The 19,520-nt window shown below is 74.2% G+C and carries 21 protein-coding genes and 1 tRNA gene; 14 read left to right on the top strand and 8 right to left on the bottom strand.

What is annotated here, in order from left to right:
* Nucleotides 1–33: 33 nt before the first annotated feature.
* Nucleotides 34–121, top strand: a tRNA-Leu gene (locus VM636_RS24285).
* 111 nt (nucleotides 122–232) lie between these two features.
* The gene (locus VM636_RS24280; protein ID WP_030418048.1) at nucleotides 233–607 is read left to right on the top strand and encodes a YchJ family metal-binding protein; all 375 of its coding nucleotides are present in this window, start codon (nucleotides 233–235) and stop codon (nucleotides 605–607) included.
* Nucleotides 608–627: 20 nt separating this feature from the next.
* Here VM636_RS24280 and VM636_RS24275 read toward each other — a convergent pair whose 3' ends face one another.
* A complete protein-coding gene (locus tag VM636_RS24275; protein ID WP_030418047.1) occupies nucleotides 628–1,329 on the bottom strand; it encodes a FadR/GntR family transcriptional regulator in 702 nt (233 codons plus the stop codon).
* A gap of 146 nt (nucleotides 1,330–1,475) precedes the next feature.
* Between VM636_RS24275 and VM636_RS24270 the strand changes: the two genes are divergently transcribed.
* The gene (locus tag VM636_RS24270; RefSeq protein ID WP_037857246.1) at nucleotides 1,476–1,994 is read left to right on the top strand and encodes a gluconokinase; all 519 of its coding nucleotides are present in this window, start codon (nucleotides 1,476–1,478) and stop codon (nucleotides 1,992–1,994) included.
* Nucleotides 1,995–2,062: 68 nt separating this feature from the next.
* A complete protein-coding gene (locus VM636_RS24265; RefSeq protein ID WP_030418045.1) occupies nucleotides 2,063–3,460 on the top strand; it encodes a gluconate:H+ symporter in 1,398 nt (465 codons plus the stop codon).
* Between the two features lie 107 nt (nucleotides 3,461–3,567).
* On the opposite strand, the gene VM636_RS24260 is transcribed toward VM636_RS24265, so the two are convergent.
* Nucleotides 3,568–4,584, bottom strand: a complete 1,017-nt coding sequence (locus VM636_RS24260; RefSeq protein ID WP_234312496.1) for a hypothetical protein — start codon at nucleotides 4,582–4,584, stop codon at nucleotides 3,568–3,570.
* Nucleotides 4,585–4,850: 266 nt separating this feature from the next.
* Here VM636_RS24260 and VM636_RS24255 point away from each other — a divergent pair, with 266 nt between their 5' ends.
* From VM636_RS24255 to VM636_RS24225, 7 genes are all read left to right on the top strand, one after another.
* Nucleotides 4,851–5,753 carry a DMT family transporter gene (locus VM636_RS24255; RefSeq protein ID WP_338485707.1) on the top strand — a complete coding sequence of 301 codons (903 nt, stop codon included), beginning with the start codon at nucleotides 4,851–4,853 and terminating at the stop codon, nucleotides 5,751–5,753.
* Nucleotides 5,750–6,253, top strand: coding sequence for an NUDIX domain-containing protein (locus VM636_RS24250; protein WP_338485703.1), 504 nt, complete (start codon nucleotides 5,750–5,752; stop codon nucleotides 6,251–6,253). The genes VM636_RS24255 and VM636_RS24250 overlap by 4 nt, the downstream gene beginning before the upstream one ends.
* A 202-nt stretch (nucleotides 6,254–6,455) precedes the next feature.
* Nucleotides 6,456–6,848, top strand: coding sequence for a DUF202 domain-containing protein (locus VM636_RS24245; protein ID WP_030418041.1), 393 nt, complete (start codon nucleotides 6,456–6,458; stop codon nucleotides 6,846–6,848).
* Nucleotides 6,845–7,174: a DUF202 domain-containing protein gene (locus VM636_RS24240; RefSeq protein ID WP_030418040.1), complete on the top strand. Its 330-nt coding sequence runs from the start codon at nucleotides 6,845–6,847 to the stop codon at nucleotides 7,172–7,174. Before VM636_RS24245 ends, VM636_RS24240 begins: the two co-directional genes overlap by 4 nt.
* A 173-nt stretch (nucleotides 7,175–7,347) precedes the next feature.
* Nucleotides 7,348–7,644, top strand: coding sequence for a hypothetical protein (locus VM636_RS24235; protein ID WP_030418039.1), 297 nt, complete (start codon nucleotides 7,348–7,350; stop codon nucleotides 7,642–7,644).
* 213 nt (nucleotides 7,645–7,857) lie between these two features.
* Nucleotides 7,858–8,880 (top strand): phosphotransferase family protein, encoded by a 1,023-nt coding sequence (locus VM636_RS24230; RefSeq protein ID WP_030418038.1) that lies wholly within the window; start codon nucleotides 7,858–7,860, stop codon nucleotides 8,878–8,880.
* Between the two features lie 6 nt (nucleotides 8,881–8,886).
* Nucleotides 8,887–10,101 (top strand): acyl-CoA dehydrogenase family protein, encoded by a 1,215-nt coding sequence (locus VM636_RS24225; RefSeq protein WP_338485700.1) that lies wholly within the window; start codon nucleotides 8,887–8,889, stop codon nucleotides 10,099–10,101.
* 108 nt (nucleotides 10,102–10,209) lie between these two features.
* Here VM636_RS24225 and VM636_RS24220 read toward each other — a convergent pair whose 3' ends face one another.
* Nucleotides 10,210–10,803 carry a TetR/AcrR family transcriptional regulator gene (locus tag VM636_RS24220; RefSeq protein ID WP_030418036.1) on the bottom strand — a complete coding sequence of 198 codons (594 nt, stop codon included), beginning with the start codon at nucleotides 10,801–10,803 and terminating at the stop codon, nucleotides 10,210–10,212.
* Nucleotides 10,804–10,945: 142 nt separating this feature from the next.
* A complete protein-coding gene (locus VM636_RS24215) occupies nucleotides 10,946–11,707 on the bottom strand; it encodes an SDR family NAD(P)-dependent oxidoreductase (RefSeq protein WP_338485698.1) in 762 nt (253 codons plus the stop codon).
* Between the two features lie 257 nt (nucleotides 11,708–11,964).
* Between VM636_RS24215 and VM636_RS24210 the strand changes: the two genes are divergently transcribed.
* Nucleotides 11,965–13,236: a DUF1343 domain-containing protein gene (locus tag VM636_RS24210; RefSeq protein WP_338485696.1), complete on the top strand. Its 1,272-nt coding sequence runs from the start codon at nucleotides 11,965–11,967 to the stop codon at nucleotides 13,234–13,236.
* A gap of 16 nt (nucleotides 13,237–13,252) precedes the next feature.
* Here VM636_RS24210 and VM636_RS24205 read toward each other — a convergent pair whose 3' ends face one another.
* Nucleotides 13,253–16,054, bottom strand: coding sequence for a penicillin acylase family protein (locus tag VM636_RS24205; protein WP_030418033.1), 2,802 nt, complete (start codon nucleotides 16,052–16,054; stop codon nucleotides 13,253–13,255).
* A gap of 220 nt (nucleotides 16,055–16,274) precedes the next feature.
* On the opposite strand from VM636_RS24205, the gene VM636_RS24200 reads away from it, so the two are divergent.
* On the top strand, nucleotides 16,275–16,877 hold the full coding sequence (locus VM636_RS24200; RefSeq protein ID WP_030418032.1) for a hypothetical protein: 603 nt from the start codon (nucleotides 16,275–16,277) through the stop codon (nucleotides 16,875–16,877).
* 375 nt (nucleotides 16,878–17,252) lie between these two features.
* On the opposite strand, the gene soxR is transcribed toward VM636_RS24200, so the two are convergent.
* A complete protein-coding gene (gene soxR, locus VM636_RS24195) occupies nucleotides 17,253–17,759 on the bottom strand; it encodes a redox-sensitive transcriptional activator SoxR (RefSeq protein ID WP_338485694.1) in 507 nt (168 codons plus the stop codon).
* Between the two features lie 166 nt (nucleotides 17,760–17,925).
* Here soxR and VM636_RS24190 point away from each other — a divergent pair, with 166 nt between their 5' ends.
* Complete coding sequence (locus tag VM636_RS24190) at nucleotides 17,926–18,387, top strand: MaoC family dehydratase (RefSeq protein WP_030418030.1); 462 nt, start codon at nucleotides 17,926–17,928, stop codon at nucleotides 18,385–18,387.
* 37 nt (nucleotides 18,388–18,424) lie between these two features.
* Here VM636_RS24190 and VM636_RS24185 read toward each other — a convergent pair whose 3' ends face one another.
* Both VM636_RS24185 and VM636_RS24180 read right to left on the bottom strand, forming a co-directional pair.
* Nucleotides 18,425–19,069, bottom strand: a complete 645-nt coding sequence (locus VM636_RS24185) for a TetR/AcrR family transcriptional regulator (RefSeq protein ID WP_030418029.1) — start codon at nucleotides 19,067–19,069, stop codon at nucleotides 18,425–18,427.
* 83 nt (nucleotides 19,070–19,152) lie between these two features.
* Nucleotides 19,153–19,443 (bottom strand): YiaA/YiaB family inner membrane protein, encoded by a 291-nt coding sequence (locus tag VM636_RS24180; protein WP_030418028.1) that lies wholly within the window; start codon nucleotides 19,441–19,443, stop codon nucleotides 19,153–19,155.
* Nucleotides 19,444–19,520 lie beyond the last annotated feature (77 nt).

Below are 19,520 nucleotides of genomic sequence, written 5' to 3'. Positions count from 1 at the left end.
GCCGCGGGGAACACCCCGCACGACACACACCTTGTCCGGGTGGCGGAATGGCAGACGCGCTAGCTTGAGGTGCTAGTGCCCTTTATCGGGCGTGGGGGTTCAAGTCCCCCCTCGGACACCATGTGAGACCCCTGCCGAGCAGGGGTCTTTCGCGTTGGGGCGCGTCGGTGCTCCCGGGTCCCCGGCCCACCGTGCCGTGGGGCCGCCGTGCCGACCGGGCAGAATGGCGGCCATGACCACGCGTTCCTGCCCGTGCGGGCTGCCCGAGCCGTACGCGTCGTGCTGCGGCCGTTTCCACTCGGGGGCCGCCGCCGCGCCGACCGCCGAGGCGCTGATGCGCTCGCGGTACAGCGCCTTCGCGCGCGGGGACGCCGCCTACCTGCTGCGAACCTGGCACCCGCGGACCCGGCCCGCCCGTCTCGACCTGGACCCGGCGACGCGGTGGACCGGTCTGGAGATCCTGGGGACGTCGGGCGGTTCCGCCTTCCACTCGACCGGGACGGTGGAGTTCCGGGCGTCGTACCGCGGGGGCTCGTTGCACGAGCACAGCCGTTTCGAGCGCTCCGGCGGCGCGTGGGTCTACGTGGACGGGGACTTCCCCGGCTGAGCGCTTCCGGTCCGTCCCGTCTACGGGGCGAGGACGTCCAGTTCCCGCAGGGCGCCCACGGTGATCTCCCGGGTGAGCCGCTCGGCCTCGGCGGCGTCGCCCGCGCGGACCGCCTCCGCGACCTGCACGTGGAGGGTGACGGCGGCGGGGTCGGGGTCGTCGAACATCACGTCGTGCTCGGTGCGCCCCGTCAGCACCTCGGCCACGACGTCGCCGAGCCGGGCGAACATCTCGTTGCCGGAGGCGGTGAGGACCACCCGGTGGAAGGCGACGTCGTGCAGGAGGTAGCCCTCCAGACGTCCGCCGCGTGAGTGGGCGACCATGCCGAGCGCGCACTCGGTCAGCTCGGCGCACTGTTCCGGGGTCGCGCGGGTCGCGGCGAGCCCCGCGGCGACCGGTTCGACCGCGGAGCGCAGCACGGTCAGGGACCGCAACTGGCGGGGGCGGTCGGCGCCGGCCAGGCGCCAGCGGATGACCTGCGGGTCGTAGACGTTCCACTCGCACTCGGGCAGGACCGTGACGCCCACCCGGCGGCGGGAGGCGACCAGCCGCATCGACTCCAGCACCCGGACCGCCTCGCGCATCACGGAGCGGGAGACCTCGAAGTCCTGGGCCAGCTCGTCGGTGCGCAGGACGCTGCCCGGTGCGTACCGCCCCGCGGTGATGGCGGGGCCGAGGGTGTCCAGTACGCGGCCGTGCAGCCCTCGGCCCTGTGTGCTCATGGGACTCAGCGTACGAGGTACGTCACGGAAACAAAAAGTCAGACTTATTTGTCACAGAGTCTTGAATTCGTCGTACCTATGGGTTTCAGTTGCGTGGACATCAGATGTCGACGGAGACAGCAGACAGCGAGAGCACGATGGATCAACTGCGCACCCCCCACGTCGTCGTGGTCATGGGCGTGGCGGGCACCGGGAAGACCACGATCGGTCCCCTGCTCGCGGACCGGCTCGGCGTCCCCTACGCCGAGGGCGACGACTTCCACCCGCCGGCCAACATCGCCAAGATGACGGCCGGCACCCCGCTCACCGACGCCGACCGGCTGCCCTGGCTGGACGCGATCGGCGGCTGGGCGCACGGCCGGGCCGGGCTCGGCGGGGTGGTGAGCAGTTCGGCGCTGAAGCGGGCGTACCGGGACCGGTTGCGCGCCGCCGCTCCGGACGTGGTCTTCGTGCACCTGACCGGCAGCCGCGCGCTGATCGAGGAGCGGATGGCGCACCGGCGCGGGCACTTCATGCCGACCGCCCTGCTCGACTCGCAGTTCGCCACGCTCCAGCCGCTCCAGCCGGACGAGACCGGGGTCGCGGTCGACGTCGCCGGCACCCCCGAGGAGATCGCCGACCGGGCGTGCGCCGCCCTGCGGGCCCTGCCCGGAGCGGCCCGCTAGCCCCTGGCACCGTCACTCTCCCCACTCCCCCTTCCCCACCCCTCTCCATCACCGCAAGGGAAACCACCGTGACCAGACTCAGTGTCGAGATGCTGGCAGCGGACACCGCCGAGCCGATCACCTCGGCGGGCCACGCCCAGCTCGGCATAGCCGTCCTGTTGGGCATCGCCGTCATCGTCCTGCTCATCACCAAGTACAAGCTGCACGCCTTCCTGGCGCTGACCATCGGTTCGCTGGCGCTCGGCGCGTTCGCCGGGGCGCCGCTGGACAAGGTCATCACCAGCTTCACCGCCGGGCTCGGTTCGACCGTGGCGGGCGTCGGCGTGCTGATCGCGCTGGGCGCGATCCTCGGCAAGATGCTCGCGGACTCCGGCGGCGCCGACCAGATCGTGGACACGATCCTGGCGCGGGCGAGCGGACGGGCGATGCCGTGGGCGATGGTGCTGATCGCCTCCGTGATCGGTCTGCCGCTCTTCTTCGAGGTCGGCATCGTGCTGCTGATCCCGGTGGTGCTGATGGTCGCCAAGCGCGGCAACTACTCCCTGATGCGCATCGGCGTCCCGGCGCTGGCCGGTCTCTCGGTGATGCACGGGCTGGTCCCGCCGCACCCCGGCCCGCTGGTGGCGATCGACGCGGTGCAGGCCAACCTCGGTGTGACGCTGGCCCTCGGTGTGCTGATCGCGATTCCGACGGTGATCGTGGCCGGTCCGCTCTTCGGCAGGCTGGCGGCCCGCTGGGTGGACGTCCCGGCCCCCGACCGGATGATCCCGCAGCGTGCCTCCGAGGACCTGGAGCGGCGTCCGGGCTTCGGCGCGACCCTGTTCACGGTGCTGCTGCCGGTCGTGCTGATGCTCGCCAAGGCGCTGGTCGACATCGTCGTGGACGATCCGGACCACCTGGTGCAGCGGGTCTTCGACGTGGCCGGCTCGCCGATGATCGCCCTGCTGGCCGCCGTGCTCGTCGGCATCTTCACGCTGATGCGGCCGGCCGGTTTCGGCAAGGAGCGCGTGTCCCGGGTCGTCGAGACCGGTTTCGCGCCGATCGCGGGCATCCTGCTCATCGTCGGCGCGGGCGGCGGCTTCAAGCAGACGCTGATCGACTCGGGCGTGGGCCAGATGATCCTGGAGATCTCCAAGGACTGGTCGATCCCCGCGCTGCTGCTGGCCTGGCTGATCGCGGTCGCGATCCGGCTGGCGACCGGTTCGGCGACCGTGGCGACGGTCTCCGCGGCCGGTCTGGTCGCCCCCCTGGCGGCCGACATGTCGACCACGCACGCGGCGCTGCTGGTGCTGGCGATCGGCGCGGGCTCGCTCTTCTTCAGCCATGTCAACGACGCCGGTTTCTGGCTGGTGAAGGAGTACTTCGGGCTGGACGTCGGCCAGACGATCAAGACGTGGTCCGTCATGGAGACGATCATCTCCGTGGTCGCCGGTGGTCTGGTGCTGCTGCTGTCCTTGTTCATATAGCCCCGGCGGGCTCGCATGAGCCCGCCGGGGAGCGGGACAGGCGTGCGGGGCGGTGGCCATCCGGTCACCGCCCCGCCGTCGTTCCCGCGGTCCGCGCCCGCCGTCGTTCACGGGGCCTGCGAGGTGCCCGAACTGCCGGTGGTCGTCGGGACCGTCCTTCGGCCGGGTCGGGGTCGGGTCGCGCCGAGCGCGCCGGCCCGCGCGGCGCGGAAGGCGGTGTGCGGATCACGGTCCGGGTAGGACCACGGGGCGGACGTGGCGTGGCCGCCGATGCGGTGGAAGAGCGCGGCGGCCTCGGCGCCACGGCCCTCGCAGCATTTGGCGTGGGCGAGGAAGTTGAGGTCGACCAGCCGGCGCGGGTGGCCCTCGTGCTCCCACTCCAGCCACCAGTCGAAGGCGGCCTGCATCACCAGCCGGGCGCGGCGCCCCGACCAGTGGCCGGAGGCGCCGGGGTCGGGCGGCTCGTGCCCGGCGGCGGCGAGGACGCGGTAGCGCTCGGCGTGGGCGATGACCGGCAGCATGGCCAGCGGGGAGTCCGCGGGCGCCTGCTCGGCGGCCCGGCCGGCGAAGTCGTAGACCTCGTGGAGCGGGTCGGGTCCGGTCTCGCCGCGCCGTTCGGCGAGCCGGGCGACCATCAGGTGGTGGGCGTGGTGGTGGTCGGCGTACCGGCCGCGGACCTCGTCGAAGACGCGGACCACCTCGTCCTCCGGGCCCAGGGCACGTTCGAGCAGCAGCAGGCCGAACCAGGGGGTCGGGTCGGCGGGGCGGGAGCCGGCGGCCGTCCGGCACGCCTCCCGGCAGCGGTCGGGCGCCTCCTTGCCGCGCAGGGCACGGTGGACCAGGGCGAGGGCGAGCAGCAGGGCGGCGTCGCCGGAGCCGGGGTCGGCGAGCAGCCATTCGCGGGCCCAGGCGGCGCAGGAGGGCTCCTGGGCGAGGACGGTCGCGCGGTGTGCGCGACGGTCCCAGTCATCACCCGTACGGACCAGCAGGGAGCGGGCGGACTGCCACCGCCCCTGGGCCAGCGCCGCGCGGGTGGCGACGAGTTCGGCGTCGTCGAGGGCCTCGTCGAGGCTGTGGGCCGCGCGTCCGCGGACTCGGACGAGGGGAGGCGGGGGTGGGGTCACCGCGGGGGACTTCCTCACGTGACGCGGTAGGTCGTCGTAGCCGGTTGCCATGGAGTGATCACGCGAAGCCAAGCGGTAGCCATGACTCGTCGTCAAGGCCGGACAGGCCGTTACACGCGTCAACTCCCTTAATTCCCCAGGCATTTGCCAAAGGCAGCTACCGAAACACCACCCGGATGCGGGACTCGACCGGCGTATCGGAGCCCCCGGCGCTAGAGTCGCCCCGGCACACTCCGTGACCCGGCCTGACGATCGAGGTACGCAGCGTGACGCTTTTGGTACTGGTCCTCGCCGTGAGCGCCGCGTGCTGCCTGGGCCTCGGCTTCGTGCTCCAGCAGGACGCCGCCCAGCGCGCGCCGTTGGGCGACTTCCTCTCCCCCCGGCTGCTGCTGGACCTGATCCGGGTGCCGCGCTGGCTGGGCGGCATCGCGCTCATGGTGGCGGGCATGGTGCTCGGCGCCCTCGCGCTCGGCGCGGGCGGGGTCACCCTGGTGGAACCCCTGCTCGCCACGAACCTGCTCTTCGCCCTCGCCCTCTCCCGTCTCCGCACCCGGCAGCCGCTGGGCGGCCAGGGCTGGTCGGGGCTGGTGCTGCTGGCCGGCGGGGTCACCGCGTTCATCGTCGCGGGCCGGCCGCGCGGCGGCAGCGCGGTCACCGACCCGGTACGCCACTGGCTGGTCGTCGGCGGGGTGCTCGGCCTCGCCCTGCTGCTCACGGCGTGCGCCCGGCGGGCCCGGCTGACCTGGGGCCCCGCACTCCTGGCCCTCGCCGCCGGGCTGCTCTACGGGGTGCAGGACGCGCTCACCCGGGTCAGCGGGCGGCGCTTCTCGGCCGAGGGCCTGGTCGGCCTGCTCACCGCCTGGCAGCCCTACGGGGTCGTCGTCCTCGGCGTCACGGGGCTGGTGCTCGTGCAGAGCGCCTTCGAGACGGCGCCGCTGCGCAGGTCCCTGCCCGCCCTGACCGCCGCCCAGCCGCTGGCGGGCATCGCCTGCGGCGTCGGCTTCCTCGGCGACCGGCTGCGCACCGGCGCCGGGGCCCTGGCGTGGGAGGCCGGCGGGCTGGCGGCGGCGGTCACGGGCATCGTCCTGCTGGGGCTGCACCCGGCCCTGCCCCGGGGAGCGGCCGCGGCGCCGGCGGAGACCGGCCGCGCTGCTTGGATGGACACATGAGCGCTGACGAGATCCTGGACATCGTCGACGAGGACGACCGGGTGGTGGGCCGGGCCCGCCGGGGCGACGTGTACGCCCGGGGCCTGCGCCACCGCGCCGTCTTCGTCCGGGCCCGCGACCCCGAGGGCCGCCTCTTCGTCCACCGCCGCACCCCGGTGAAGCTGGTCTACCCGTCCTTCTACGACATGTTCGTCGGCGGGGTGGTCGGCGCGGGCGAGTCGTACGACGAGGCCGCCCTGCGCGAGGCCCGCGAGGAACTCGGCGTCCCCGGCCTTCCCCGGCCGCGGCACCTTTTCACTTTCCTCTACGACAACGGCGCGGGCCACACCTGGTGGTCGGCGGTCTACGACGTGCGCTGCGAGTGGCCGGTCCGCCCGCAGCCCGAGGAGGTCGCCTGGCACGCCTTCCTGACCGAGGGGGAACTGGAGGCCCGCCTGGAGGACTGGCCCTGGGTCCCGGACGGCCTGGAGGCGTACCGGCGCCTGCGCGCGTCCCCCTGACCCCCGGCTACCGCCGGAGCCGTGCCCGGGTACGGCACGGGCGGCGCGGGCGGGCCGGGTGCGGCGCGGGAGACGCGGGCGGGCACGCCGGGTGCGGCGCGGGAGACGCGGGCGGGCACGCCGGGTGCGGCGCGGGAGACGCGGGCGGGCCGACGCCGCCCGTACCGGCACGGCGCGGGCCGCTCTGGATAGGGTCGCCCGCGTGATCCCCTTCGTACGGAACGCCCGCCTGTGGTTCGCCCCCGAGGAGGTCCGGAGGGAGGGCCCGACCCCCGACTACCGCTTCTCGCTGGCCAACGAGCGCACGTTCCTGGCCTGGCTGCGCACCGCCCTGGCCCTGATCGGCGGCGGTTTCGCGGTGGACCAGTTCCTGCCCGACCTGCGCTGGGGCTGGCGCGTGGGCCTGGCCCTGGCCCTGCTCGCGGCCGGTGTGCTCTGTTCGCTGCGCGCGGTGAACCACTGGGTCCGCTGCGAACGGGCGATGCGCCGGGGCGAGGACCTGCCCGCCTCCCGCTTCCCGGTGGTGCTCGGCCTGGTCGTGGCGGTCGTCGCCGTGGCCATGGTGCTGGTGGTGCTCGTCGGGTGGGAGCGGTGAGCACGGACGCCGGCGCGGCCCCGGGCCGCGATCCGGGGCTCCAGCCGCAGCGCACCCGCCTGGCGTGGCGGCGTACGACCCTGTCGGGCACGGTCGTCACGGTGCTGGCGGCGCGGAGCGCGCTGGGCAGCGGCCCGTCCCCGGCGTCGGTCGCGGCCGGCGCGCTGTGCGCGCTGTTCTGGCTGGCCTTCCTGCGTCTGGCCCACCTGCGCATCCGCACGCTGGACGCGTCCCACCGCCCGGGGGCGCTCGCCCCGCCGCACGCCGCGGCGGCGGCCCTGTGCGCGGTCGCCCTGGCGGTGTGCGGGGCGGCCATCGTCCTCTGAACGCCCGCCCCGCCACGGGCGTACGTGGCTTCACCCCCCGTGGGTACCCGGACGGCACGCAGGCCCGGGACGGCCGCACACGCGTCGCGGGAAGGCGACGCCCGGCCCCCTGGGCGGTGCCCGACGGCACCCACGCCACCCCGCCTCTCCCCTGCCCCCGGAGGTTGAGCACCATGACCACCGCCCACCAGGAGCACGCCGCCCACCCCCACGTCCACGGCCCGGCCTGCGGCCACACCGAGGTCCCGCACGGGGACCACGTCGACTACGCGCACGACGGCCACCTGCACCGCGCGCACGGCGGCCACTGGGACGAGTGCGAGCCCGCCGGCCACACGGCGCACGCGGACCACCCGCACCGGCACGGCGAGGACTGCGGGCACCCGCGCGTGCGCCACGGCGACCACGTGGACTACCTGCACGACGGCCACCGGCACGCCGCCCACGAGGGGCACTGGGACGACCACTGACCGCGCGGGAGACCCGGTCCCCGCCGGTGTCCGGCCCGGACCCGCTCCCCGCGTCCGCCCGAGCGACGACACGCCGAAGGAGCCCCGCACGGACCGTGCGGAAGGCCATCGGCGTGTCGTCGCGTCGCTCACGTTCCGCCCGCCCACTGGACTCCATACCGACCGGTCGGCATCATGAGGCGTGTCCTGGTCACCCCGACTGGAGGAGCGACGATGAGCCCCGACCATCCGCCCGGACTCGACCCGGGCCGGCTGCGCGACCTGCTCGACCGTGAACGGCCCGGTCTGGTCGACGGACCGCTCACGGCCCGGCTGATCGAGGGCGGCCGGTCGAACCTGACGTATCTGGTGGGCGACGGCACCGCCCGCTGGGTCGTGCGCCGCCCGCCGCTCGGGCACGTCCTCGCCACCGCGCACGACATGGCGCGCGAGCACCGAGTGATCAGCGCCCTGCACCCGACCGGGGTGCCGGTGCCGCGCACGGTGCTGTTCTGCGAGGACGAGGAGGTCCTCGGAGCACCGTTCTACGTGATGGAGTTCGTCGAGGGCACCCCGTACCGCACGGCGGACCAGCTCGCCCCGCTCGGCCCGGAGCGCACCCGGGACACCGTCCTGAACCTGGTCGACACGCTCGTCGCCCTCCACGCGGTGGACCCCGGCGAGGTCGGGCTCGGCGACTTCGGCCGTCCCGAGGGCTTCCTCGCACGCCAGTTGCGCCGCTGGGCCACCCAGCTCGACGCCTCGCGCGGACGCGACCTGCCCGGCATCGACGAACTGCACGGCGCGCTCGGCCGGGCGTTGCCCCGCTCCCCCGCCCCGGCCGTCGTGCACGGCGACTTCCGGCTGGACAACGTCCTGATCGGCGCGGACGGCGAGGTCGCGGCGGTCCTGGACTGGGAGATGTCCACCCTGGGCGATCCGCTCACCGACCTCGGCCTGCTGGCGATGTACAGCACACCGCTCGGCATGCCGGGCTCCCCCGTCGCCACCACGGCCGAGGCGCCGGGCCACCCCTCCCCGGCCGAGCTGGTCGAGCGCTACGCCCGCCGCTCGGGCCGGGACGTGGGCGCCGTCGCCTGGTACACGGCGTTCGCCTGGTTCAAGCTCGCCGTGATCCTGGAGGGCATTCACTACCGCTACACGCTGGGCCGCACGGTGGGCGGCGGCTTCGACCGCATCGGCGAACTGGTGCCGGTCTTCATCGAGCACGGACTGACCACGCTTCAGGAGGGCTGACCCGCGATGGACTTCGCGTACGACGCGCGCACCGAGGAGCTGCGCGCCCGGCTGCTCGCCTTCATGGACGAGCACGTCTACCCGGCCGAGCCGGTCGCCCGGGAGCAGCGCGCCGCCCTGGCGTCGCCCTGGGACACCCCGCGGATCGTCGGGGAGCTGAAGGCAGAGGCCCGCCGCCGGGGCCTGTGGAACCTCTTCCTGCCCGACGCCCGGTTCGGCGCCGGCCTCACCAACCTCCAGTACGCGCCGCTCGCCGAGATCACCGGCCGCAGCCCGCACCTGGCGCCGACGGCGACGAACTGCGCCGCGCCGGACACCGGGAACATGGAGGTGCTGGCGCAGTTCGCGGACGGGCCGCAGCGGGAACGGTGGCTGCGGCCGCTGCTGGCCGGCGAGATCCGCTCGGCGTTCGCCATGACCGAACCGGAGGTGGCCTCCTCCGACGCCACCAACATCACCACGCGCATCGAGCGCGACGGCGACGCGTACGTCGTCACGGGCCGCAAGTGGTACATCTCCGGCGCGATGAACCCGGACTGCCGGATCTTCATCGTCATGGGCAAGACGGACCCGGAGGGCGCGGACGTGCGCCGCCAGCAGTCGATGGTGCTGGTCCCGCGCGACACGCCCGGCGTCACGGTGACGCGCGCCATGCGGGTGTTCGGGTACGAGGACCACGACCACGGGGGCCACGCCGAGGTGGTCTTCGACCACGCGCGCGTGCCGGTCACGAACCTCGTCGGCGAGGAGGGGGGCGGGTTCGCCATCGCGCAGGCCCGCCTCGGCCCCGGCCGCATCCACCACTGCATGCGGCTCATCGGCATGGCGGAGCGGGCGATCGAGCTGATGTGCCGGCGGGCGGCCTCCCGGGAGGCGTTCGGCAGGCCGCTGGCCCAGCAGGGCGTGGTCCACAACTGGATCGCGGACGCGCGGGTCACCGTGGAGCAACTGCGGCTGCTGGTGCTGAAGACGGCCTGGCTGATGGACACCGTCGGCAACAAGGGCGCGCACACCGAGATCCAGGCCATCAAGATCGCCACGCCGCGCGCGGTGGTGGACATCGTGGACCGGGCGATCCAGTTGCACGGCGCGGGCGGGGTGAGCCAGGACTTCCCGCTGGCGGAGCTGTACGCCGCCGCGCGGACGCTGATGATCGCGGACGGCCCGGACGAGGTGCACCAGCGCTCGCTGGCCCGCCGCGAGATCAGGCGGTACGCCTGACGGTCCGTGCGCGGTGCGCCGCCCCGCGTCCCCGGGGCGGCGCACCGGCCACTCCTCGTCCGCCGCCGGACGGCTGCCGTCCCGGGGCGGTGGCCGCGGCCGGGCCCCTCAGGGCCGCAGGGCGCGCAGCAGCAGGTCGGCCAGATGGTCGGCGACCTCCTGCGGGCCGAGCGGACCGTCGGGCCGGTACCAGGTGGAGAGGTGGTGCACGGAGCCGAAGTGGTAGTCGACGACGAGGTCGGCGGGGACCTCGTCGGTGAAGACCCCGGCGCGCCGGCCCTCCTCGATGAGCGCGCGGAAGCGCTCGTGGTAGCGCCGTCGCTCGGCGCGCACCTGGCGGTACTTCTCCGGGCTCAGGTGGTGCATGGAGCGGAAGAAGATCGAGGCGTCGTCGAGGTTCTCGATGGTGGTGACGACGACGTCGGCCGCCGCGTCCCGCACCCGTTTCTCGACGGGCTCGTCGGCGTCCGCGAAGGCGTCCAGGCGTTCCTGCTGGAGGCGCAGCACGCGTGCGTACACCTCGTGCAGGAGGTCGTCCTTGGAGCCGAAGTAGTGGTAGAGCGCTCCCTTGGTGACGCCGGCCGCCTCGACGATCTCCTGTACCGAGGTGCGGTCGTAGCCCTGCTCCGCGAAGAGCCGGGTGGCGGCGGCCAGGAGCCGCCGGGGCACCGGAGTGCCGTCCCCGTCCGTGGTCCTGGGCACTGCCGTCACCTGCCTTTCCGTGTCACTGTCCGTCGTGGTGCCTGGAGGGGAACGCGGTTCCCGGAGGAGGATCCTCCCATTCTCCGCCGCCGGCGTGCCGGGCAGGACCGGCCGCCGGGCGGACGTCGCGCGGGCGGGCCGCTCAGCCGGCCGCCTCCCACGTGCGCTGGACGCGGTTCATCCCGGCCAGCCAGCGGTCGGGGTCGGCGGCCCGGGCGCGGTAGTGACCGGCGACCTCGGGGTGGGGCAGGATCAGGAAGCGGTCCTCCTCGATGCCCCGGAAGAGGGCGTCCGCGACGTCCGCCGGGTCGATCGCGGTGGGCCGCAGCACGAGGTCGCCGACGGTGCCGGCGGCGTCGAGCATGGCGGTGCGCACGCCCTGGGGGCAGATGGCGTGGACCTTGACGCCGCGGTGGCGGTAGGTCAGCGACAGCCACTCGGCGAAGGCGTGGGCGCCGTGCTTGGTGACGCTGTAGGGGGCGGCGCCGATCATGGTGAGCAGTCCGGCGGCGGAGACGGTGGAGACGAACCGGCCCGCGCCGCGTGCGAGCCAGTCGGGCAGCAGCGCCTCGGCGGCGCGGACGTGGGCCATCACGTTGACGTCCCAGGCGTGGGCCCAGACGTCCTCGCCGGCGGCCTCCGTACCTCCGGAGGCGACGCCCGCGTTGGCGCAGTACACGTCGATCGTGCCGCCGAGCGCCTCCCGGGCCGCGGGGACGACCTCGGAGGCGTCGCCGGGCACGGCCACGGCGCCGATCTCGTCGGCGACGGCGCGCGCCCGCCCCGGGTCCAGGTCGTTGACGGCGACCCGGGCCCCCTCGGCGGCGAAGCGGCGGGCCAGGGCGGCGCCGATGCCGCCTCCGGCCCCGGTGACGACGACTGCGGCGTCCTGTACGGCATCCACCTGGGGGCTCCTTCACGGCGGCGGGTCTGGGGGTCCGTGCCGCGGCCGGCCATCGACGCGGGTCGGGCCGGGTCGGCACGGGTCGGGTCGGGTCGGGTCGGCACGGGGTGGGCCCGGGGCCTCACCGTGGACGTCAGACTAACCAGTCGGTATGCGCGGCCGGAAGAGGGCCGCGCCCGCCCGCCTCGTTCCGCGCGGAGGACGGGCGGGTTAGCGTGCGTGCACATGACACCCGCCGCGATCACGGAGGTCACCGCATGACGCTGTCCCGACGGACCCTGTTCGCCACCACGGCCGCGGTGGCCGCGGCCACCACCGCCGGCGCGGGCCCCGCCTCGGCCGCAGCCCCCGACGGCCCCGCCGGGGGCGCTCCCGGCGGCCGGCGGCTGCGCACCGGCTTCGAGCGGCTGGCCGAGGACGGATACGCCCTGCTGCGCGGGCGCCGGGTCGGCGTCGTCACCAACCCGACCGGCATCACCCGCGACGCCCGCCACATCGTGGACGTCATGCACGCCGACCGCCGGGTGGACCTGATCGCCGTCTTCGGCCCGGAGCACGGCTTCCGGGGGACGGCACAGGCGGGCGGCTCCGAGGGCCGCCACGACGACCCGGCGACCGGCCTGCCGGTCTACGACACGTACCTCAAGAGCGGCCCGGCGCTCGCGGAGATCTTCACCGCGTCCGGCGTGGACACCGTGGTCTTCGACATCCAGGACGTGGGCGCCCGCTTCTACACGTACATCTGGACGCTGTTCGACTGCATGGAGGCCGCGGCGCTGGCGGGCAAGCGGTTCGTGGTCCTGGACCGGCCCAACCCGGTGACCGGACGGGCGGCCCTCGGCCCGGTGCTGCGCCCGGAGTTCGCCAGCTTCGTCGGGCGCCGCCCGATCGCGCAGGCCCACGGCATGACCGTCGCCGAGCTGGCCCGCCTGTTCGACGAGGAGTTCCTCTCCTCGCGGGTACGGCCGGAGACGGTGGCGATGACGGGGTGGCGGCGCTCGGACTTCCACGACGCCTCCGGACTGCCCTGGGTGCCGCCGAGCCCGAACATGCCCACCCCGGAGACCGCCCTCGTGTACGCGGGGACCTGCCTGTTCGAGGGCACGAACCTGTCGGAGGGGCGCGGCACCACCCGTCCCTTCGAACTGCTCGGCGCGGAGGGCCTGGACGGGCGCTGGGCCGCCGCCGCCAACGAGGCCGGGCTGCCCGGGGTGCGCTTCAGGGAGGCGTACTTCGCCCCGGTCTTCTCCAAGTTCGAGGGGAAGACGGTCGGCGGCGTACAGCTCCACGTGCACGACCGGGCCGCGTTCGACCCGGTACGCACGGGCATCGCCCTCCTGGTGACCGCGCGGCGCGTCTGGGACGGCTTCGCCTGGCGGCCGGACCACTGGATCGACACGCTCACCGGTTCCACCCGGGTGCGCACGATGATCGACGCCGGGGCGGGCACCGACGAGGTGGTGGGCGCCTGGCAGCGGGAACTGGCGGCGTTCCGCGCGACACGCCGCCAGTACCTGCTCTACCGGTGAGCCGTTCGCCGGCCGGTCACCGGTGGGACGTGAACTCCACGACCTGCTGGTAGGTCGGCCGGTTCTGCCAGCCGATCCCCCGGTGCTTGATGCCGCCGAGGGTGCGGTGCACGATCGAGTCCGCGCACCACTGGTCGCCGGCGGCGCAGGCGTCGTCGCCGGGGTAGACCTGGGCGGGCGTGCGGGCGGCGGCCTCCTTCAGCGTGGCGACCAGCGTGTCACGGCAGGCGGACAGGTCGCCGCCGCCGCAGTAGGAACGGGCGAGCGGTCCCCGGACGGTCTCGCCGAGCACGGACCGGATGTCCTTGTCGACATGACTCCACCAGCCGTACTGGAACGCGCTCCCGGCGTGCGCCCCGGTCGGGCCGTGCGCGGCGGAGGGCGACTCGTCGACGGGCAGGTTGCGGGTGAACGCGGTGTACAGGCCGGTGCCGAGGCCGGGACCGAACTCGGCCTCGACCAGCCGCGGCCACCAGGCGTCGAGGGTGCGGATGGCGTCGGCATGGGCGTACTTCCTGGCGCCCGCCGAGGTCTCGGCGCGCAGTCCGCCGGCCTCGGACCAGGCCCGGAGCCTCCCGACGGCGGTGGCGACGGCGGGGTCGGTCACCGGCGCGGAGCCGATCACCGCCAGCAGGTCCGGCAGGACGTCCGTCGCCCGCAGGTCGGCCAGTCCGGCCTCGGCCATGGCCTTGACCAGCGCGGTACGTGTGACGCCGCCCTCGGCGACCAGCGCGCCGACCCGGTCGTCGAGCAGGTTGCCCCGGTGGACCGAGCCGTTGCCCCAGGAGGCGGCGGTGTAGTCCTTGGCCGGCTTGTTGTTCCAGGAGACGTAGTACGGCTGGTCGACCGACTGCGGGTGGGCGGACGGCGGGGTGTGGCGGGCGGTGTTGGCGGCCGGGTCCCAGTCGCGCCACTCGTGCGCCGGACGCGCCCAGACGGGGAACTCGGCGTCGACGCCGTCGGCCCGCACCGGGTTGTCGCCGCTGTTGTAGTACGCGGTGTGCTCGGCGTCGGCGTAGAACCAGTTGAAGGTGTAGTTGATGTGCTGGACCGCGCCGCGGAAGCTCTCCGGCCCGTCGAGGTAGCCGGGGTCGTTCAGCATCTGGAAGCCGATGATGGAGTCGGCCTCGTGCAGGAAGGAGGAGCGCAGGCTGGTGTAGGCGACCTTCTTGCCGCCGACGGTGGCGCGGTACTCCACCGGCCCGTAGACGGTGCGCCAGGCCCGCATCGTGTAGGAACCTGCGGCGGTGCCGTCGGCGACGGTGGGCTTCCAGGAGTTGGTGTGCTCGACCTTCTCCATCGGCACGCAGGCGCCGCGGTGCAGGTAGTGGTGGTCGTCCTGGCACAGTTCGACCGCGTAGGTGTCGATGATGTCCTGGCCCGAGGTGGTGGCGCTCCACGCGTAGTCCTGGCCGCGGCCGAGTTCGACGTACATGCTCAGGCCCGCGAAGGAGGCGCCGCGGGCGCTGAGGCCGGGGCCCTGGATCTCCTGGAGCATGAGCAGTTGCGGCGCGAAGTAGCCGGTCTGCGGGCCGAAGACGGCGATCGGGTGGCCGCTCGCGGTGTGCTCGCCGCTGACGACGAGGGCGTTGGACATGCCGCGCCGGGCGGAGGAGAGGGCCGCGTCGGCGGCGCCGTCCGAGGCGCGGGCGGCGTCCGCCGTGGCGGCGCTCCCCGTGCGGTCGTACACCAGCGGTTCGGCGCGTACGGAGCCCGGGTCGGGCAGGGCGCGGCCCTGCGGGTCCTCGGGCCGGGGCAGGTACGGGAAGCTGCCGTCGTGCTGGGTGAGGACGGCCTCGGGGTCGTTGCGCTGGCGGAAGGACTCCCAGACCTCGGTGCCCTCGGTGACGCCGTACTTCTCCTGTGCGGCGAGCAGGGAGAGGGCGTTGTCGACCTCGCCGCCGCCCCCGGAGCCGAAGAGGGCGCCGATGACGGAGGCGAGCGCGACCAGGTCGGTGCGCCGGAAGCGCTCGATGGTGCCGGAGTTGGTGAGCGCGTCCTTGTGGCCGGTCAGCACGTACTCGCCGGGGAAGTAACGGCCCTTGTCGGAGGCGTCGATGTAGGCGTTGACGCCGTCGATGTACGCGTCCACGTCGGCCAGGGCCTGCCGGCCGCGGTCGCCGGCCTTGGCGGCGGCGCCCTCGATCTGGGCGGTGAGGTCGTCCTCGGTGTAGGGCGCGTCGCGCCAGAACTGCTGCTCCAGTGCCTGGTTGGACGGGTCGCCGCCCGCGAACGGGGTCAGCCGTCCCCGGCCCACGTGCCGGAAGAGGTCCATCAGCCAGAGCCGGTCCTGCGCGGCGGCGTACCCGGCACCGAACTCGGTTCCGTAGCGGGTGGTGCCGGTGATGTGCGGGACGCCGGTCTTCTTGTCGCGGACGATGGTGACGTCGTCGCGGCCGGCCGGGCGCAGGGTGGAGGCGACCTGCCCGGAGGGGACGCCGAAGGAGGCGTCGTTGAAGAAGGCGCCGATCTTCTCCGTGGTCAGCGAGGGGTAGCCGGAGGCCAGGTTCGCGTACGGTCCCAGTTGGTCCTCGGCGTGCTCGGGCTGGGTGCCGAACGCCTGGTTGAGCAGGATCTGGGCGAGGGTGGCGTTGCCGTTCTGCCCGGGCGGCAGGATGTCCGCGCACTGTCCGCCGCAGTGGTCGGCGACGGCCGTGGGGGCGGGCGCCCGCGGTGCGGTGCCGGCCGCCACCGCGGGGGACAGCGGTGACAGCAGACCGGCGACGAGCGTGCATACGGATGCGGTCTTCAGGAACCCGTGGAAGCCGCGGGGAGTTCTCAGTCTGTCGCGGGCATTGCGTGGGGTGCGCCGTGGCATGGCAGCTCCTCCCGACGAGGGTGATGCCGGAGGTTACCGCCGGTATCCCCGCACTGGAAGGTGAACACGCGTCACTTTTCGCTGTGGACGCGGTCGGTCACGGGGGCCGGCCGGGAGCGGAGGGAGCCGATTCGCCGGCCGGCACGTCTATCCGACGACGTCCGCTGGTGACGCCGAAGTGACCGAAGTACAGGTGCAGGTGTGACGGAGGTGCAGGACGATGGCCGGTTTCCGGAGTCTGGCGAGACAGGTCCGAGATCCACGCTGCGACCTGGCGCTGCGGCGCTACTCGCTCCGCAAGTGCCTTGAGCGGTTCGCCCCTTACGGGCACCGGGCGACGTGGGACCACCTGTGCTCGCGGGCCGGGTTCGGCCCCGAGGACCGCTCCCCCGACCCGGTGCGGCTCGTGGCCGCACTGGAGGAGCTGGAGGAGGCGCGGTCGGTGTGGCTGGCCTACGAGGCGGAGTTCGCCGAGCGCCGCAGGAGGGAGAAGCACGGCGGGCTGCGCAGGCCGGGCAGCGTGGACGACTGGCACCGGCTGACCTGGGGCGGGTTCGGCGTCGCCTGGTGCGACGATCCCCGGGTCCACCCGGACGGGCCGCTGGCCGAGGTGCTGCGCTCCCTGATCTCCGCGCTGGAGCGTGAGCCGGGCTCGCTCTGCCCGGTGTGCGACGGGGACCGCCTGGAGTGGCGGTACGACCTGGACCACGAGCCGTCGTCGGGCCCGGTCTGCTCCGACTGCGGCATCCTCGTGCCCCGGCCGGTCCTGACCGCCGACGCGATGACGTACGCCCGGCGGGGCCGGCTGCTGATGTCGGCGTAGACCGGGGACGGCCCGGGGCGCGGCGCCGGGGGTCGGACGACGGGGGCCGGGGACCGGACCGGGAGCCTGTGGGGCGCGGTGCCCACGGAGGACAGGACGCCGCCCGTGCGGCCGACTGCGCGGGCCGGAGAAGCGGAGCGCCGCAGGGGCGGCGCGGGAGGAACGGAGCGAGGACGGGTGGCGGGGTGCGCCGGAAATGCCGCACCCCGCCACCCCTTACGAGGCGGACCGCCCACACGGGCGGCCCGGCGACGCCCCGGGCGGCCGGACCGTCCGGGGCCACCGGAGCGGGCCGGGGCCACCGGGACCGGGAGCGAACCGGGGCCACCGCCGCCGGGGCCGCCGGAGCGGGCCCGGGGCCGCCGTACCGGTCGTTCAGTCGTCGGGGCCGGTTCCGGAGGCGGTTCCGCGGCCGGGGGCGGGCCGGCGCGGCTCGGCCAGCAGGCGGGAACCGCTGCGGCTCTCGCCGAAGACGTCGTCGGGGTTGGACAGCACGCACGAGTCCAGGGAGAGGCAGCCGCAGCCGATGCAGTCGGTGAGGTGGTCCCGGAGCCGGTTGAGCTGCCGGATGCGCTCGTCGAGTTCGTAGCGCCAGGCCCGCGACAGCCGGGCCCAGTCGTCCCGGGTGGGCGTGCGCTCCTCGGGCAGCTCGGCGAGGGCCTCGCGGACGGTGGCGAGCGGGATGCCGACCCGCTGCGCGGCGCGCACGAAGGCGACCCGGCGCAGCGCGTCCCGGGAGAAACGGCGCTGGTTGCCGGAGGTGCGGCGGCTGGTGATCAGGCCCTTGGACTCGTAGAAGTGGAGGGCGGAGACCGCGGCGCCGCTGCGTGCGGCGAGCTGGCCCACCGTGAGTTCGTGGATCGTCTCGGGAATCTGAGGCACTCCGCGAACCCTACCGACCGCCGCGCCCCCGCGGTCCGTTGACAGGAACCGCCCCGCCGACCATGCTAAGCAGTCGCTTAGCCTGCGGGGCGGGACTGGGCAGGGATGCGGGCGAGCGGAGCGGGGGGACCCCGCGAGACGAACTGCGAACACGGGAGGCCGGGACATGGCAGAGCCGAGGATCTTCACGTCCGCCGCGGACCTGAAGGCGGCGGTGGGCGAGCGACTGGGCCACACCGACTGGCTGGAGGTGGACCAGGCGCGGATCGACCGGTTCGCCGAGGCGACGGGCGACCACCAGTGGATCCACGTGGACCCGGAGAAGGCCGCCGCGGGCCCCTTCGGCACGACCATCGCCCACGGCTACCTGACGCTCTCGCTGCTCCCCCTGTTCGGGCCGCAGCTCATGGCGGTCGAGGGCGTGCGGATGGGCGTCAACTACGGCACCAACAAGGTCCGTTTCCCCGCCCCGGTCCCGGTCGGCTCACGGCTGCGCGCGACGGCGGCCATCACGGCCGTCGAGGACGTGGCGGGCGGCGTGCAGGCCGCCGTCGCCTTCACCGTGGAGCGCGAGGGCGGCGACAAGCCGGTCTGCGTCGCCGAGTCGGTGGTGCGCTACTACTTCTGAACCGGCCGTCCCCCGGCCGGCCGCGTCGGGCGTACGGCTACGCCCCGGCGTCATCCGCGGGCCGCGCCCCGACCATCCGCAGGACGAGGCCGGCGTAGAGCGCGCCGACCTCGTCCGGGGTGCGGGGGCCCTCGATGTTGAACCAGCGGGCGACGTCGATACAGAGCGAGAGGATGGCGAGCGTCGTGCCCTGGACGTCCGGCACGTCGAACTCGCCCGACGCGACACCGTCCTCGACGATCCCGCGCACCTCGGCGTCCACCTGACGGCGCAGGGCCAGGATCTCCGCGCGGGCCTCGGGACCGAGGGCGTCCAGCTCGTACTGGACCACCCGGGCGGTGGTGCGCCGTCCGGCGTGCCAGCGGACGAAGGAGGAGACGGCGTCGGCGAGCCGTTCGGCGGCGCCGCCCTCACCCCCGGCCGCGGTGCGCAGGATGGAGAGGGCCCGGTCGTGGCCGATGCGGCTGATGCGGTGGAGCAGCTCTTCCTTGGTCTTGTAGTGGATGTAGAGCGCGGCCGGGCTCATGCCCGCGCGCCCGGCGATGTCACGGGTGGTGGTCGCGTGGTACCCGCGCTCGGCGAACGCCTCGACGGCGGCGACCAGCAGTCGCCGGGCCGCGTCGGGCGTGACCTCTTCCCACGGCTCGATCTCGCCGCCCGTCGCCTCGGCCGCCGTACTCATCCCTCGCTCGCCCCTCTCGGTACCGGAGCTCCACCATACCGCCGACGCTGAGCGAGCGCTTAGGCTCGGGGGCGGCGCGGGGGTCACCCGAGTTTCTCGAAGGGATCGTGCGCGGCGAGGAGCTTCTCCAACCGTGCCTGGTCCACCCGGTTCACGATCTGCCCGGCCTCCTGCCGGTCCCGGACGGTCTTGGCGAGGGTGAAGGCCGAGGTCACGAGGTACAGGACGGCGATCCCGAGGAAGGCCCGCACCCAGGCGTCGGCCTGGAGTCTGGCGATGCCGACGGCGGTGGCGGCCAGGGCCACCGCGAACGACGCCACGGCCTGCCCGTAGAAGGCCGCCGTGCTCTGCTGCTTGACCGGTGTGTCACTCATGGCCCCAGCTTCGGCCTCCGTGACGGGGACCACATCCGTGCGGGTACTCAGCCCGGATACTCAGCTCGGGCACTCGG

It is taken from the genome of Streptomyces sp. SCSIO 75703 (assembly GCF_036607905.1).
Classification (GTDB): Bacteria; Actinomycetota; Actinomycetes; order Streptomycetales; family Streptomycetaceae; genus Streptomyces.
Note: the sequence above shows the minus strand (reverse complement) of the source record. Positions and strands in the feature narration are given on the sequence as shown.

Excerpts from the sequence above, each read along its gene's own strand:
- VM636_RS24280 (WP_030418048.1), top strand. The coding sequence starts at position 233 with ATGACCACGCGTTCCTGCCCGTGCGGGCTGCCCGAGCCGTACGCGTCG.
- VM636_RS24275 (WP_030418047.1), bottom strand. The coding sequence starts at position 1,329 with ATGAGCACACAGGGCCGAGGGCTGCACGGCCGCGTACTGGACACCCTC.
- VM636_RS24250 (WP_338485703.1), top strand. The coding sequence starts at position 5,750 with ATGAGCGCTGACGAGATCCTGGACATCGTCGACGAGGACGACCGGGTG.
- VM636_RS24235 (WP_030418039.1), top strand. The coding sequence starts at position 7,348 with ATGACCACCGCCCACCAGGAGCACGCCGCCCACCCCCACGTCCACGGC.
- VM636_RS24230 (WP_030418038.1), top strand. The coding sequence starts at position 7,858 with ATGAGCCCCGACCATCCGCCCGGACTCGACCCGGGCCGGCTGCGCGAC.
- VM636_RS24225 (WP_338485700.1), top strand. The coding sequence starts at position 8,887 with ATGGACTTCGCGTACGACGCGCGCACCGAGGAGCTGCGCGCCCGGCTG.
- VM636_RS24210 (WP_338485696.1), top strand. The coding sequence starts at position 11,965 with ATGACGCTGTCCCGACGGACCCTGTTCGCCACCACGGCCGCGGTGGCC.
- VM636_RS24205 (WP_030418033.1), bottom strand. The coding sequence starts at position 16,054 with ATGCCACGGCGCACCCCACGCAATGCCCGCGACAGACTGAGAACTCCC.
- VM636_RS24200 (WP_030418032.1), top strand. The coding sequence starts at position 16,275 with ATGGCCGGTTTCCGGAGTCTGGCGAGACAGGTCCGAGATCCACGCTGC.
- VM636_RS24190 (WP_030418030.1), top strand. The coding sequence starts at position 17,926 with ATGGCAGAGCCGAGGATCTTCACGTCCGCCGCGGACCTGAAGGCGGCG.
- VM636_RS24185 (WP_030418029.1), bottom strand. The coding sequence starts at position 19,069 with ATGAGTACGGCGGCCGAGGCGACGGGCGGCGAGATCGAGCCGTGGGAA.
- VM636_RS24180 (WP_030418028.1), bottom strand. The coding sequence starts at position 19,443 with ATGAGTGACACACCGGTCAAGCAGCAGAGCACGGCGGCCTTCTACGGG.